The following is a 13,536-nucleotide window of genomic DNA, read 5'->3' on the forward strand; positions in this document are numbered from 1 at the left end:
GATGATGTGGTGCGCGCGCTGCTGCGCAAGGCGCATGCCGCGCTGCCGCCCGGCGGCCGCCTGCTGCTGGCCGAACCGATGGCCGGTACGATGGGCGCCGAAGTGATGGGCGATGCCTATTTCGGCCTCTATCTGTGGGCGATGGGATCAGGCCGGCCCCGCACGGTGGCGGCTTATCTGGCGCTTCTGGCCGAAGCCGGATTCGGCAGCGCGCGCGAGGTGGCCACGGCGCTGCCAATGGTCACCAGACTGATCGTTGCACAGCGCTGAGCCGCGGAACGGCGTTTGCGTGTTTCGTCAAGCCTAAAGAAGACCAAGCTCGTCCAATTTTTTGCTTTCCGATCTGTCATGTGCGCTTTACAGCCGCAGGGCGCTTTGGATATTAGCCATTGCATTGGGAAGGCTCAGCGGGGCAAGGCTGAACGGTTTCCTTATGGGGTTGTTTGAATGGAAACACTGGCCGTTGTGGTGGAAGAGCCTGAGCGCGTTACCTTGCGCTCGCTGACGCTCACGCCCTGCCAAGCCGATGACGTGGTGGTGTCGATCGACTTTTCAGGCATTTCCATGGGCACGGAAAAGCTGATGTACAATGGATCCATGCCGATGTTCCCCGGCATGGGATATCCGTTGGTTCCCGGATATGAAGCAGTCGGCACGGTGGTGGACGCCGGTGCGAATGTGACCGCCATGATCGGCAAGACCGTGTTCGTGCCGGGATCATCGAAATTCGAAGGCGCACGCGGGCTGTTTGGCGGCCAGGCCAAGACGCTGATCACTGGCGCGGCGCGGGTGATTCCGCTGCCGGCCGAATTGCATGAAAAAGCCGTGCTGATGAGCCTGGCTGCCACCGCCCAGCATGCGGTGGCGGGCGGCGAGATGCCGGATCTTATCATCGGCCACGGTGTGCTCGGCCGCCTGCTGGCGCGCATCGCGCTGGCGGTGGGTGTGGAGCCGACCGTTTGGGAAATCAATGACGCCCGCATGGCGGGCGCAGAGGGATATCGGGTGGTCAGGCCCGAGACCGACGAGCGGCGGGATTACCGCTCGGTCTACGACGCCAGCGGTGACCACCGCGTGATCGACCAGACCGTCATGCACATGGCGCGTGGGGGCGAGATCGTGCTGGCCGGCTTCTACAGCGATCCGCTGTCGTTCAACTTCGCGCCAGCGTTCCGGCGCGAACTTCGCATCCGCATTGCCACAGAGTTCCAGCCTGACGACCTCGCGACTTCGCTCGCGCTGGTGGGCAGCGGTAGGCTGTCACTCGAGGGCCTTGTGACGCACAAGGTACCGGCATCAGAAGCCCCGACCGCTTATGGTCAGGCCTTTTCGGACCCCAATTGTCTCAAGATGGTCTTCGACTGGAGAGATATCGCATGAGCATCAATAATCTTCTCGATCAGGTTGCCGCGCTTCGCGAGGAGGCTGAACTGGAACCTGATCCTGTTCACACCGGTGAAATCACCAAGGAAACCCAGATCATTGCCATTTACGGCAAGGGCGGTTCCGGCAAGAGCTTCGCGCTCGCCAACCTCTCCTACATGATGGCGCAGCAGGGCAAGCGCGTGTTGCTGATCGGCTGCGATCCCAAAAGCGACACCACCAGCCTGCTGTTTGGCGGCAAGGCGACGCCGACGATCATCGAAACCTCGTCCAAGAAGAAGCTTTCGGGCGAAGAACTGTCGATCGAAGACGTCTGCTTCCAGCGCGACGGCGTGTTCGCCATGGAACTGGGCGGGCCCGAGGTTGGCCGTGGCTGCGGCGGTCGCGGCATCATCCACGGCTTTGAAACCCTGGAAAAATTGGGCTTCCACGATTGGGGCTTCGATTACGTCCTGCTCGATTTCCTGGGCGACGTGGTGTGCGGCGGCTTTGGCCTGCCGATCGCCCGCGACATGTGCCAGAAGGTGATCGTGGTCGGCTCGAACGATCTGCAATCGCTGTATGTCGCCAACAATGTCTGCAAGGCGGTGGAATATTTCCGCAAGATGGGCGGTAATGTTGGCGTCGCCGGCATCCTGATCAACAAGGACGATGGTTCGGGCGAGGCCCAGGCCTTTGCCAAGGCGGTCGGCATCCCGGTGCTGGTCAGCATCCCGGCGCATGAAGATATCCGCAAGAAATCCGCCAATTATCAGATCATCGGCACGTCAGACAGCCAGTGGGGCCCGTTGTTCGCCGAACTGGCGGAAGCCGTTGCAACCGCGCCGCCGGTGCGGCCAACCCCACTCGATCAGGATGGCCTGCTCGGCCTGTTCAAGCCGGAAGATACCGGTGGCAACTTCACCCTGAAACCGGCTTCTCAGGCCGACATGCGCGGCGGCGTCTACGAGACGAAGCCGAGCCTGGAAGTGGTGTACGACAATGTCTGAAGACCTGGCGGTTCCGCCCGCTGAAGGGGCTGGTTGCCACGCCGGCGCCGACACGATGCGCGATGCAGCGGCCAAGGCCGGTAAGTCCGAAGTGCTGGAGCGTTATGCGGCCGATTATCCCAAGGGCCCGCACGACCAGCCGCAATCCATGTGCCCGGCCTTCGGCTCGCTGCGCGTTGGCCTGCGCATGCGCCGCACCGCCACTATCCTGTCGGGCTCGGCCTGCTGCGTTTATGGCCTCACCTTCACGTCGCACTTCTACGGGGCGCGGCGCACGGTGGGCTATGTGCCGTTCAATTCGGAAACACTGGTTACCGGCAAGTTGTTCGAGGATATCCGCGACGCCGTGCACGACATGGCCGATCCGGAAAAATACGACACGATCGTGGTGACCAATTTGTGCGTGCCGACCGCTTCGGGTGTGCCGCTGCAGCTGCTGCCCGATGCGATCAACGGTGTGCGCATCATCGGCATCGACGTGCCAGGCTTCGGCGTGCCGACACATGCCGAAGCCAAGGACGTGCTGGCCGGCGCGATGCTGAACTACGCGCGCAATGAAATCATGGCTGGCCCGGTCGCGGCGCCGGCCGTGATGCCCGACAAGCCGACCGTGACCCTGCTCGGCGAAATGTTCCCGGCCGATCCGGTGGGCATTTCGATGCTGCTAGAGCCGATGGGCCTGACGGCTGGGCCAGTGGTGCCGACCCGCGAGTGGCGCGAGCTGTATGCCGCGCTGGCCTCGCCGGTGGTGGCCGCCATCCACCCGTTCTACACGGCGGCCGTGCGTGAATTCGAAGCTGCCGGCCGCACCGTCGTGGGTTCGGCTCCGGTCGGCCGCGATGGCACCGCTGCCTGGCTGGCTGCCATCGGTGACGCGTTCGGGTTGTCCGCTGACAAGGTGGCCGCCGCGCAGAACAAGTGGCTGCCGGCGATCACCGGCGCGCTTTCGGCCAAGCCGATCAAGGGCCGCATCACGGTTTCGGGTTACGAGGGCTCGGAACTGCTGGTGGCGCGTCTGCTGATCGAATCGGGCGCCGAGGTGCCGTACGTGGGCACCGCCTGCCCACGCACCAAATGGTCTGATCCCGATCGCGAGTGGCTGGAAGCCAAGGGCGTGCGCATCCAGTATCGCGCCAGCCTGGAACAGGACATCGCGGCGGTGGAAGAGTTCCATCCTGACCTGTCCATCGGCACCACGCCGGTGGTGCAGCACGCCAAGACGCGCGCCATCCCTGGCCTGTATTTCACCAACCTCATCTCGGCACGGCCGCTGATGGGGCCGGCCGGCGCCGGCAGCCTGGCCCAGGTGATCAACGGTGCGCTTGGCAACAAGGGCCGTTTCGACATGATGAAGGACTTTTTCCAGGGCGTTGGCGAAGGCCATGCCGCCGGCATCTGGGAAGAGGTCCCTCGTGACCGGCCCGAGTTCAAGAAGAAGTACGCTGGCAAGATGATCGCCGCCGCCAAGGCGAGCGAAGCGATCGGGGACTGACGCAATGCTCGTGCTCGATCATGATAGGGCCGGCGGCTATTGGGGCGCCGTGTACAGCTTCACCTCGGTGAAGGGCCTGCAGGTTGTCATCGATGGCCCGGTGGGCTGCGAAAACCTGCCGGTCACTTCGGTTCTGCACTACACTGACGGCCTGCCGCCGCACGAACTGCCCATCGTTGTTACCGGCCTGGGCGAGGATGAACTGGCCAAGACCGGCACCGAGGGCGCCATGAAGCGCGCCTGGCGCACGCTCGATCCGGCGCTGCCTGCGGTCGTCGTCACCGGCTCCATCGCCGAAATGATCGGCGGCGGCGTGACGCCGGAAGGCACCAGCATCGTTCGCTTCCTGCCGCGCACCATCGATGAGGATCAATGGCAGGCCGCCGACCGCGCGCTGACCTGGCTGTGGAAGGAATTCGGCCCGAAGAAGATGCCGGCGCCCAAGGTGCGCAAGGACGGCGAGAAGCCGCTCGTCAACATCATCGGGCCGCAATATGGCACCTTCAACATGCCGTCGGACCTGGCGGAAATCCGCCGTCTGATCGAAGGCATGGGCTGCGAAGTGAACATGGTGTTCCCGCTGGGCACGCACCTTGCCGATATCCGCCGCCTTGCCGATGCGTCGGTGAACGTGTGCATGTACCGCGAATGGGGCCGCAACCTGTGCGAGACGCTGGAGCGGCCCTATCTCCAAGCCCCCATCGGTCTGGCCAGCACTACCGCCTTCCTGCGCAAGCTGGGTGAGCTGACCGGTGTGGACCCGGAGCCCTTCATCGAGAAGGAAAAGCACACCACCATCAAGCCGCTGTGGGATCTGTGGCGTTCGGTCACCCAGGATTTCTTTGCCACCGCGAGCTTTGGCATCGTGGCGACGGAAACCTATGCCCGCGGCATGAAGGTGTTCCTGGAAGACGACATGGGCATGCCCTGCGTGTTTGACTTCCAGCGCAACGCCGGTGTGAAGCCCGACAACGAAGCCGTGAAGCAGGCCATCGCCACGTCGAGCCCGCTGATTGTGTTCGGCAGCTACAACGAACGCATGTACATGGCCGAATCGAACAGCCGGTCGATCTACATCAACGCCAGTTTCCCTGGTGCCGCCATCCGCCGCCATACCGGCACGCCGTTCATGGGCTATTCCGGCTGCACCTGGATCATGCAGGAAGTGTGCAACGCCCTGTTCGATGCGCTTTTCTTCATCCTGCCGCTGTCCACCATGATGGACAAGGCCGATGCGACGCCATCGCGCCTGCTGGAAGCGGTGGGCTGGGAAGACGAGGCCCGTTCCGAGCTCGACCGGATTGTCGACAAGGAGCCGGTTTTGGTGCGAATCTCTGCGGCCAAGCGTTTGCGTGATGCGGCAGAGCGTGCGGCGCGTGATGCGGGTGAAAAATTGGTAACCGTGGACCGTTTGCGCTCCGCTGTGCGCCTTTATGAGGCCCAGGCCGCATGATCGGCGCTGTCGCCCTCGATTCAAGCTGTAATTCACTTGCCTTGCTGGCAAGGTCAGGCATAGACTGTCACAGAGACAATCTGACACAGTCTCAATATCTTTGCGGTGGAATCATCCTACGCCGCAAAGCCGCCGGTCGGGCGATGCCATATTGGCAGCGTGCGGCGGAACCATCGGAGGAAAAGGCATGAGTGACAACAAGATTGGTCCGGGTACCTACCTGACCGACGCCGAAGCGCGGGAGTTCCACAAGGGCTTCGTCGTGTCGATGGCGTTCTTCGTGATCGTGGCTGTGATCGCCCACTGGCTCGTTTGGGTTTGGCGCCCCTGGTTCGGTTCGAAGCGTCCGTACGCGGCCGTGGAAATCCACCAGATCCAGCAGGCGGACGCTTCCAGCGTCGCTGCGCCCCACGCTTAAGGAGCGACGACAATGTGGAAGATCTGGCAAACTTTCAATCCGCAGCGCATCCTGACCGCCCTGGCGGTCTTCCTGTTCACGCTGGCCGTGCTGATCCATTTCATCCTGCTCAGCACCGAGCGGTACAATTGGTTGGACGGCGCCGAACCGGCGAAGGCTGCAGCCATCACGGAAACCAATCAGGCAGCCTGACGTCCGTCAGGCTGCCCGGGCTGTTCCGGTCAAGCGTGCGATGGGCGGGCCGGTTCCGCCGCCCGCCCATCCACACCCTTGCAACGGGCCCGTTCCGCTGGCCGCTGGCCGTTGGTCAGCCAGGCTTCCGCGGTAACATGGGGGAGGTGCGCCATGGCAGTGTTGAGTTTTGAACGAAAATATCGAGTACGCGGAGGCACGCTGATTGGCGGCGACCTCTTCGACTTCTGGGTTGGTCCCTTTTACGTTGGCTTCTTCGGAGTCACGACGGCCTTCTTCGCTGCCCTGGGTACGGCACTGATCATTTATGGTGCTGCCATCGGCGACACCTGGAACCCCTGGCTGATCAACATCGCACCGCCAGACATCAGCTATGGGCTGAAGCTGGCGCCGCTGAGGGAAGGCGGCCTCTGGCAGATCGTCACGATCTGCGCGGTTGGCGCGTTCTGCAGCTGGGCGCTGCGCGAGGTGGAAATCTGCCGCAAGCTTGGCATCGGCTATCATGTGCCGGCCGCATTCGGCATGGCGATCTTCGCCTATGTCACGCTGGTGGTGTTCCGCCCGCTGCTCATGGGTGCCTGGGGCTATGGTTTCCCTTACGGCATCTTCCCGCACCTCGATTGGGTGTCGAACACCGGCTATCAATATCTGCATTTCCATTACAACCCTGCGCACATGCTGGCGGTGAGCTTCTTCTTCACCACCACCCTGGCGCTTGGTCTGCATGGCGCGCTGGTGCTGTCGGCGGTCAACCCGGCCAAGGGCGAAACGGTCAAGTCGCCAGAGTATGAAGATACATTTTTCCGCGATCTGATCGGTTATTCCGTCGGTACGCTGGGCATCCACCGCGTGGGCCTGCTGCTGGCAATGAATGCCGGTTTCTGGAGCGCGGTGTGCATCATCATCTCGGGTCCCTTCTGGTCACGCGGCTGGCCGGAGTGGTGGACGTGGTGGCTCAATCTGCCGATCTGGAGCTGAGGACAGGGACGCGCCATGGCATATCAAAACATCTTCACGCAGGTTCAGCTCCGTGGTGAGCTGGAAGCCGGCGTTCCGCTTGGTCCTCACAACGATGAGCGCTTTGGTCCGTTCGGCACGTCGTGGCTGATGGGCAAGCTGGGCGGTGCCCAGCTTGGTCCCGTCTACCTCGGCAAGCTCGGCATCGCCTCGCTGCTGAGTGGCTTCATCGCCATCGAGATCATGGGTCTCAACATGGCGGCATCGGTGAACTGGGATCCGATCCAGTTCGTGCGCCAGTTCTTCTGGCTCGCGCTTGAACCGCCGGCCGCCAAATATGGCTTCACCGTTGGCGTGCCGTTGAACGAAGGCGGCTGGTGGATTGCCGCCGGCTTCTTCCTCACGGCGTCCATCTTGCTGTGGTGGGCACGCACCTATGTGCGCGCCAAGGAACTGGGCATGGGCACGCACGTGGCTTGGGCCTTCGGCTCAGCGATCTGGCTTTACCTCGTGCTCGGCTTCATCCGCCCGATGATGATGGGCAGCTGGGCCGAAGCGGTCCCATTCGGCATCTTCCCGCACCTGGATTGGACCGCGGCCTTCTCGATCCGCTACGGCAATCTGTTCTACAACCCGTTCCACGCGCTCAGCATCGCCTTCCTTTATGGATCGACCCTGCTGTTCGCCATGCACGGCGCGACCATCCTGGCGGTGGGCCGTTATGGCGGCGAACGCGAAATCGAACAGATCACCGATCGCGGCACTGCCTCTGAACGTGCAGCGCTGTTCTGGCGCTGGACCATGGGCTGGAACGCCACGATGGAATCCATCCACCGTTGGGCCTGGTGGTTTGCAGTGCTGACGACGCTCACGGGCGGCATCGGCATCCTGCTCACAGGCACGGTTGTCGACAACTGGTTCCTGTGGGCGGTCGATCACGGCTTTGCCCGCGAATATCCGGCCACCGGTGTCGTTGATCCCGCCACCCTTCCGGGAGCACCGCAATGAAGACGCTGAACAAGCTTGTCGCCATCGCCCTGCCGGCCCTGCTGCTGGCCGGTTGCGAACTCGGCTCGAAAGAGCAGGAGCAAGTTGGCTTCCGCGGCACCGCCATGGTCCAGATCAGCGATCCGGACAGCAAGGCCAAGGTTGGGGACATTCCGGCCCCACCCTATGAGCTGACCGCTGAGATGATCGCTGGCGACCGGGCGAGCACGGCCTATGAGAATGTGCCCGTACTGGGCAACGTCTCGGTGGACGAGTTCAACTATCTGATGCAGGCGATGACCACATGGATCGCGCCCGACGGTTCCAACGTCAAGGATGCTGGCTGCACCTACTGCCACAATCCGGAAAACATGGCCTCGGACGAGAAATACACCAAGGTCGTGGCCCGCAAGATGTTGCTGATGACCCAGAACATCAACGCCAACTGGAAGCCGCACTTTGCAGGCCAGGGTGCTGAGCAGGAAAACGCCGGTGTCACCTGCTGGACCTGCCACCGCGGCAATCCGGTGCCGGTGAACAACTGGTCTTCCGCTGTTCCGGATCCGAGCACCATCACCGGCAACAAGCGGGGCGGCAACACCCCGGCCCAAACGGTGGCCTACGCCTCGCTGAACTCTGATCCGTTCACGGATTATCTGGCCGACAAGGAAACCATCCGGGTGGGCGGCAAGGAATTCCCGACCGCCGCCAGCAAGGCTGCCATCCAGTCCACCGAAAAAACCTATGGCCTCATGATGCACATGAGCCAGGGCCTGGGCGTGAACTGCACCTTCTGCCACAACTCGAATAACTTCGCGAAGTGGGAAGACAGCCGGCCGCAGCGTGTGAATGCCTGGTATGGCATCCGCATGGTGCGTGACACCAACAACAACTACATCAGCGCTCTGGGCGATGTGTGGCCAGCCAACGGCAAGGGCGCCTATGGCAACCGCCGTGGCCCGCACGGCGATCCGCTGAAGGTGAACTGCGCCACCTGCCACCAGGGCGTGAACAAGCCGCTGGGCGGATACAAGATGCTGAAAGACTATCCGGCGCTGAAAGGCGCTGCTCCGGTTGCCGCTCCGGCACCCGTTGTGGCTGCCACTCCGGCACCGGCAGAGACCGCTGCGGCGGCGGAGGCTGTGAAGCCCGCCGCTTGAGTTACAGCGCAGCAGGTATGGGCAGGCCCCGGCGTTCACAGACGCCGGGGCCTGTTTCATTTCCGGGGAAGGCCTGTCGCACCTAATATTCCCAGCTTTGCCCCAGTTCGAGCCGTGGTAGCGTGTACGGGTCATGCCCCTGGGGAGGGGCCGCAAGATTGGGGAGAAGATCATGGCAGACCGTCTGGATGTGCTGATTGTGGGGGCCGGTTTTTCCGGCATGTACATGCTGCTGAAATGCCGCGAACAGGGCCTGAAGACCCGCGTGATCGAGGCCGGCAGCGGCGTTGGCGGCACCTGGTACTGGAATCGCTATCCCGGCGCCCGCGTCGATATCCAGAGCCTGGAATACAGCTTCGGCTTTGATGAGAAACTTGAACAGGAATGGCGCTGGTCGGAGCGCTATGCGCCGCAGCCCGAACTGCTGGCCTATGCAAACCATGTCGCCGAACGTTTTGACCTGAAACCTGACATCAGCTTCAACACCCGCGTGACCGCCGCCCACTGGGATGCCAAGGCCGATGGCTGGCACGTCACGCTCGACAGCGGCGAGGTGATCCCGGCCCGCTTTGTGGTGATGGCCACTGGCTGCCTGTCCGTACCCACCGATGTCACCTTCCCCGGAATCGAGGATTATCAGGGCACCATCTATCGCACCTCGCGCTGGCCACATGAGGGCGTGGATTTCAGCGGACAGCGCGTCGGCATCATCGGCACTGGATCGTCGGCCATCCAGTCGATCCCGATCATCGCCGAAACCGCTGCTCAACTCACCGTGTTCCAGCGCACGCCCAATTATTCGATGCCGGCGCACAATGGCCCAATTCCAGACGATGATTTCCAGGAATGGCTGAAGGACCCTCGCGCTTATCGCGCCCGCAGCCGCGCGACAGTGGGCGGGTTCTGGAACGAGGCCCGCGAAGACGTGATCGCCATCCACACGCCGCCGGAAGAAATCGAGGCCGAACTGGAACGGCGCTGGGCCTGGGGCGGGTTCCGGCTGCTCAGCGGCTTTGCCGATCAGGGCATTGATGCCGAAGCCAACAAGATCATTGCCGATTTCGTCGCCGCCAAGATCCGCGAACAGGTGAAGGATCCCAAGGTCGCCGAACTGCTCACGCCCAAGGATCACCCGTTCGGCACCAAGCGGCCGTGCGTCGATACCGGCTATTACGCGACGTACAATCGCGACAACGTCTCGCTGATCGATCTGCGCGCTGATCCGCTTCAACATTTCACCGCCACCGGCATCAAGACGAAGCACAACAGCTTCGATTTCGATGCCGTGGTGCTGGCCACTGGATTTGACGCGATGACCGGCGCCATCGAGCGCATCGATATCCGGGGCGTGGGCGGCGAGACCATCAAGGAGCATTGGGCCGCCGGGCCGGAAACCTATCTTGGCCTGATGGTCGCCGGCTTCCCCAATCTGTTCCTGATCACCGGACCGGGCAGCCCATCGGTGCTGACCAACATGATCCACAGCATCGAACAGCATGTGGAATATGTGGCCAGCATCATCGGATCATTGAACGTTGCCCAAGCCGCTCGCATCGAGGCCAGCCGGGAGGCCGAACAGGCGTGGACCGATCATTGCGACCAGACTGCCGCGATGACGCTGCTGCCGCAGGCCAACAGCTGGTACATGGGCGCCAACGTGCCGGGCAAGCCGCGCCGTTTCATGGCCTATGCCGGCGGGCTGCACACCTATACCGATATCTGCAATACGGTGCGGGACAAGGGTTGGCAGGGCTTCGTGATCGCCCGCGGCGATCAGGTGCTCAGCGAGAGCCGGGTGTTCGACAGCCTGCCGCCGCCGCCCGAAAACATGGCGCCGCACTTGATGGAAATGGCGATGGGCCGGGTGATGAACTGGATCCAGGAACACGGCCGGGTTTGAGCGCAAGAAAGGGGAGCCTCCGCCCCGGATCAGGTCCGGGGTGACGTGGCCAGGGCCTGAGGCCCTGGACCCACTTTCGTTGGCGTGAGCCCGGCGATGCACGTGAGTCAGAAAATCGAATGGGTGCAGGCCTCAAGCCTGCCCGCCGGAGGCCATTTCCCTTGGCCTGAAGTTCAAGCCCGCGCCGTTCCCGCGCTCGCCCACAGCCGGGCGATGACACCGGCCAGCGTGGGGTGATTGCCGCCTTGATAGCTGCTGTCGGCCGGCAGTTCCGCCACCAGCCGGCGGTGAGCGGCGGGCAGGGCGTGATAGGGCACGCTTGGCAGCAGGTGGTGCAGCGCGTGATAGCGCAGGCCCACCGGCGCCCACAGTTCGGGCAGCAGGGCCGGCGGCGGCACATTCACGCTGTCGAGATACTGATCGGTGATGCTCATCACCTTGCCGTCATTCTCCCACAGATGCGCAGCCAGCGTGCGGATCTGGTTGATCACCATGCTGGCCGACAGCACGGCCAGCCAGATGCCGAAGGCGCGCAGCGGGATGAAGCCGGTGGCGACGGCGGCCAGCACGGCGATGACGAACAGTGACGTCGCCACTTCCATGACGTTCCAGCGCTTGGCGGCCGGGCCAGCCGGCGAATCGCGGCGGAAGTCCGGGTTGATCGACAGCGCCGAGAAGCGCGCCCGCACGAAATCGCGCACCGGCTTCAGCAGCGACAGCGGCGCCAGCAGGCCCCAGCGAATGATCAGGCCAATCGGGCCAAGCGCGGCTACTATCACGAACAGCGGCACACTGATCTTGGGCTTCAGCGCGAGGGCCATATATTCAGGATCGCGCGCCGTACCGTACCGGTTGCGGGCATGGTGCAGATTGTGCACGCCTTCATACATGAAGCTGGGGATCATCAGCGGGATGCCAGCCACCAGGTTCCAGCCCAGACGATAACCCGGCACCGAATCATCCTTCATGTGGGTGATTTCGTGGATGAAGCTGCCGAGACGATACAGCGCCAGCACGGCGACCACCACCAGCGCAGCCGTTGCCGCCACGGGCAGGCCGGGTGCCAGAATCAACGCCGCCAGCGCGCCCCAGCCCAGCGTGGCTGAAGCCAGCGTATCGGCCCAATAAATGGTGGGCTTGTAGGCGCCAAGCTCGCGGCCGAGCGCGGCGGCCAGCTTGATCATCGCCACGTCTTCACCAGCCATCGACCCGGCATTTTCACGCGGGCTGGGGGCGGTTTCGGCAAAACGGGCGGCAGTTGTAGTCATCATGGCATCGCTTATCGCAGACGATTGCGACCCGATAAGGGCAGAAACCGGGCAGGGCCAGTCCGGGAATTGCCGCAGTTGGTGCGGGGGCGCCCCCGCACCTGCTTGCCGTTGGCGGGTCGCCCTCTCCCGCGAGAGGAGAGGGGAACGGCCTCAAATCGTGCGGCTCACCACCAGCTTCATGATCTCGCTGGTGCCGCCGTAAATCCGCTGCACGCGCGCGTCGCGCCACAGGCGGGCGATAGGATATTCATTCATGTAACCTGCGCCGCCGTGCAGTTGCAGCGCTTCATCGCACACACGGCCCTGCAGCTCGGTGTGCCACAGCTTGGCGGCGCTGGCTTCGGCGTCGGTCAGCTTGCCTTCGATCAGTTTCTGCAGACCCCAATCGATATGGGCCCAGCCCACCTGCAGCTCGGTCTTCAGGCCGGCGAGCACGAACTGGGTGTTCTGGAATTCCCACACCGTCTTGCCGAAGGCCTTGCGTTCTTTCACGAACTTCACCGCTTCGTCGAACGCGCGCTGGGCGCCGGCCTGAGCGGAAATGGCGATGGACAGGCGCTCCTGCGGCAACTGGCTCATCAGGTAGATGAAGCCCTTGTTTTCCTCGCCCAGGCAGTTGGTCATCGGCACGCGCACATCGTTGAAGAAAAGTTCCGACGTGTCAGCGCTGTTCTGGCCGATCTTGTCCAGGTTGCGGCCGCGGGCAAAGCCTTCCCGGTCGGCTTCGACCAGGATCAGCGAGGTGCCCTTGGCGCCCTTTTCCGGATCGGTCTTGGCGACAACGATGATCAGATCGGCGTTCTGGCCGTTGGTGATGTAGGTCTTGCTGCCGTTGATGACATAATGATTGCCATCCTTGCGGGCGGTGGTCTTGATGCCCTGCAGGTCGCTGCCAGCGCCGGGCTCGGTCATGGCGATGGCGGTGATCACCTCACCCGAAATCATCTTGGGCAGATACTTGGCCTTCTGCTCCGGCGAACCATAGGCGACCAGATAATCGGCCACGATATCGGATTGCAGGGTGATGCCGGCCGAAGAACCGGCATAGGCCAGTTCTTCATCGATGATGGCGTTGTAACGGAAATCCAGGCCCAGCCCGCCATATTCTTCCGGCACGCCGGGGCACAGCATCCCGGCATCGCCGCAGGCGCGCCAGAAATCGCGGCTCACCAGCCCCTCTTCCTCGAACCGGTCGAGGTTGGGCAGCAACTCCTTTTCGAACACCTTGCGCACCGTATCACGGAAGGCGGTTTCATCGGGGCCGTAAACGCGGCGATCGTTGGCGTCGAGCATGGTTTTCTCCGGCAGTTCGTCGTTGCTGCCCTGTTTATGAA

General features: G+C 63.0%; 13 protein-coding genes. 11 read left to right on the forward strand and 2 right to left on the reverse strand.

The genetic code is table 11. From position 1 onward, the window contains the following. The 11 genes from Q7O19_RS05740 to Q7O19_RS05790 all read left to right on the forward strand — a co-directional run. Nucleotides 1-270: methyltransferase (locus Q7O19_RS05740; RefSeq protein ID WP_303809219.1), on the forward strand; the 270-nt coding region annotated here is incomplete at its 5' end. Between the two features lie 177 nt (nt 271-447). Then, the gene (gene bchC / locus Q7O19_RS05745) at nt 448-1,380 is read left to right on the forward strand and encodes a chlorophyll synthesis pathway protein BchC (RefSeq protein ID WP_303809220.1); all 933 of its coding nucleotides are present in this window, start codon (nt 448-450) and stop codon (nt 1,378-1,380) included. After that, the gene (locus Q7O19_RS05750; RefSeq protein WP_022680675.1) at nt 1,377-2,372 is read left to right on the forward strand and encodes a chlorophyllide a reductase iron protein subunit X; all 996 of its coding nucleotides are present in this window, start codon (nt 1,377-1,379) and stop codon (nt 2,370-2,372) included. The genes bchC and Q7O19_RS05750 overlap by 4 nt, the downstream gene beginning before the upstream one ends. Continuing rightward, entirely contained in the window at nt 2,365-3,864 is a 1,500-nt protein-coding gene (bchY, locus tag Q7O19_RS05755; protein WP_303809222.1) for a chlorophyllide a reductase subunit Y, read from the forward strand. The genes Q7O19_RS05750 and bchY overlap by 8 nt, the downstream gene beginning before the upstream one ends. A gap of 4 nt (nt 3,865-3,868) precedes the next feature. Next, nucleotides 3,869-5,317, forward strand: a complete 1,449-nt coding sequence (gene bchZ, locus Q7O19_RS05760) for a chlorophyllide a reductase subunit Z (protein WP_303782364.1) — start codon at nt 3,869-3,871, stop codon at nt 5,315-5,317. A 187-nt stretch (nt 5,318-5,504) separates the two neighbouring features. Then, nucleotides 5,505-5,735, forward strand: coding sequence for a light-harvesting antenna LH1, beta subunit (gene pufB, locus Q7O19_RS05765; RefSeq protein ID WP_017667959.1), 231 nt, complete (start codon nt 5,505-5,507; stop codon nt 5,733-5,735). 12 nt (nt 5,736-5,747) lie between these two features. Further along, nucleotides 5,748-5,927: a light-harvesting antenna LH1, alpha subunit gene (gene pufA / locus Q7O19_RS05770; protein ID WP_303809224.1), complete on the forward strand. Its 180-nt coding sequence runs from the start codon at nt 5,748-5,750 to the stop codon at nt 5,925-5,927. Between the two features lie 153 nt (nt 5,928-6,080). Beyond that, the gene (pufL, locus tag Q7O19_RS05775; protein ID WP_303794266.1) at nt 6,081-6,905 is read left to right on the forward strand and encodes a photosynthetic reaction center subunit L; all 825 of its coding nucleotides are present in this window, start codon (nt 6,081-6,083) and stop codon (nt 6,903-6,905) included. Between the two features lie 15 nt (nt 6,906-6,920). Beyond that, nucleotides 6,921-7,892 (forward strand): photosynthetic reaction center subunit M, encoded by a 972-nt coding sequence (gene pufM / locus Q7O19_RS05780; RefSeq protein ID WP_022680670.1) that lies wholly within the window; start codon nt 6,921-6,923, stop codon nt 7,890-7,892. Next, the gene (gene pufC / locus Q7O19_RS05785; RefSeq protein ID WP_303809226.1) at nt 7,889-9,031 is read left to right on the forward strand and encodes a photosynthetic reaction center cytochrome PufC; all 1,143 of its coding nucleotides are present in this window, start codon (nt 7,889-7,891) and stop codon (nt 9,029-9,031) included. Before pufM ends, pufC begins: the two co-directional genes overlap by 4 nt. 172 nt (nt 9,032-9,203) lie before the next feature. Further along, the gene (locus tag Q7O19_RS05790; RefSeq protein ID WP_303809228.1) at nt 9,204-10,931 is read left to right on the forward strand and encodes an NAD(P)/FAD-dependent oxidoreductase; all 1,728 of its coding nucleotides are present in this window, start codon (nt 9,204-9,206) and stop codon (nt 10,929-10,931) included. A gap of 173 nt (nt 10,932-11,104) precedes the next feature. Here the strand turns inward: Q7O19_RS05790 and Q7O19_RS05795 are convergent, their stop codons facing one another. Together Q7O19_RS05795 and Q7O19_RS05800 are read right to left on the reverse strand one after the other, a co-directional pair. Continuing rightward, nucleotides 11,105-12,202 carry a fatty acid desaturase gene (locus Q7O19_RS05795; RefSeq protein WP_303809229.1) on the reverse strand — a complete coding sequence of 366 codons (1,098 nt, stop codon included), beginning with the start codon at nt 12,200-12,202 and terminating at the stop codon, nt 11,105-11,107. A 150-nt stretch (nt 12,203-12,352) separates the two neighbouring features. After that, a complete protein-coding gene (locus Q7O19_RS05800; protein WP_273461509.1) occupies nt 12,353-13,495 on the reverse strand; it encodes an acyl-CoA dehydrogenase family protein in 1,143 nt (380 codons plus the stop codon). Nucleotides 13,496-13,536: the final 41 nt, after the last annotated feature.

The organism is Sandarakinorhabdus limnophila DSM 17366, from assembly GCF_945882885.1.
Lineage (GTDB): Bacteria > Pseudomonadota > Alphaproteobacteria > Sphingomonadales > Sphingomonadaceae > Sandarakinorhabdus > Sandarakinorhabdus limnophila_A.

Bases quoted from the DNA above. Each gene is read 5' to 3' on its own strand.
- bchC (WP_303809220.1), top strand. From the start codon at position 448: ATGGAAACACTGGCCGTTGTGGTGGAAGAGCCTGAGCGCGTTACCTTG.
- Q7O19_RS05750 (WP_022680675.1), top strand. From the start codon at position 1,377: ATGAGCATCAATAATCTTCTCGATCAGGTTGCCGCGCTTCGCGAGGAG.
- bchY (WP_303809222.1), top strand. From the start codon at position 2,365: ATGTCTGAAGACCTGGCGGTTCCGCCCGCTGAAGGGGCTGGTTGCCAC.
- bchZ (WP_303782364.1), top strand. From the start codon at position 3,869: ATGCTCGTGCTCGATCATGATAGGGCCGGCGGCTATTGGGGCGCCGTG.
- pufB (WP_017667959.1), top strand. From the start codon at position 5,505: ATGAGTGACAACAAGATTGGTCCGGGTACCTACCTGACCGACGCCGAA.
- pufA (WP_303809224.1), top strand. From the start codon at position 5,748: ATGTGGAAGATCTGGCAAACTTTCAATCCGCAGCGCATCCTGACCGCC.
- pufL (WP_303794266.1), top strand. From the start codon at position 6,081: ATGGCAGTGTTGAGTTTTGAACGAAAATATCGAGTACGCGGAGGCACG.
- pufM (WP_022680670.1), top strand. From the start codon at position 6,921: ATGGCATATCAAAACATCTTCACGCAGGTTCAGCTCCGTGGTGAGCTG.
- pufC (WP_303809226.1), top strand. From the start codon at position 7,889: ATGAAGACGCTGAACAAGCTTGTCGCCATCGCCCTGCCGGCCCTGCTG.
- Q7O19_RS05790 (WP_303809228.1), top strand. From the start codon at position 9,204: ATGGCAGACCGTCTGGATGTGCTGATTGTGGGGGCCGGTTTTTCCGGC.
- Q7O19_RS05795 (WP_303809229.1), bottom strand. From the start codon at position 12,202: ATGATGACTACAACTGCCGCCCGTTTTGCCGAAACCGCCCCCAGCCCG.
- Q7O19_RS05800 (WP_273461509.1), bottom strand. From the start codon at position 13,495: ATGCTCGACGCCAACGATCGCCGCGTTTACGGCCCCGATGAAACCGCC.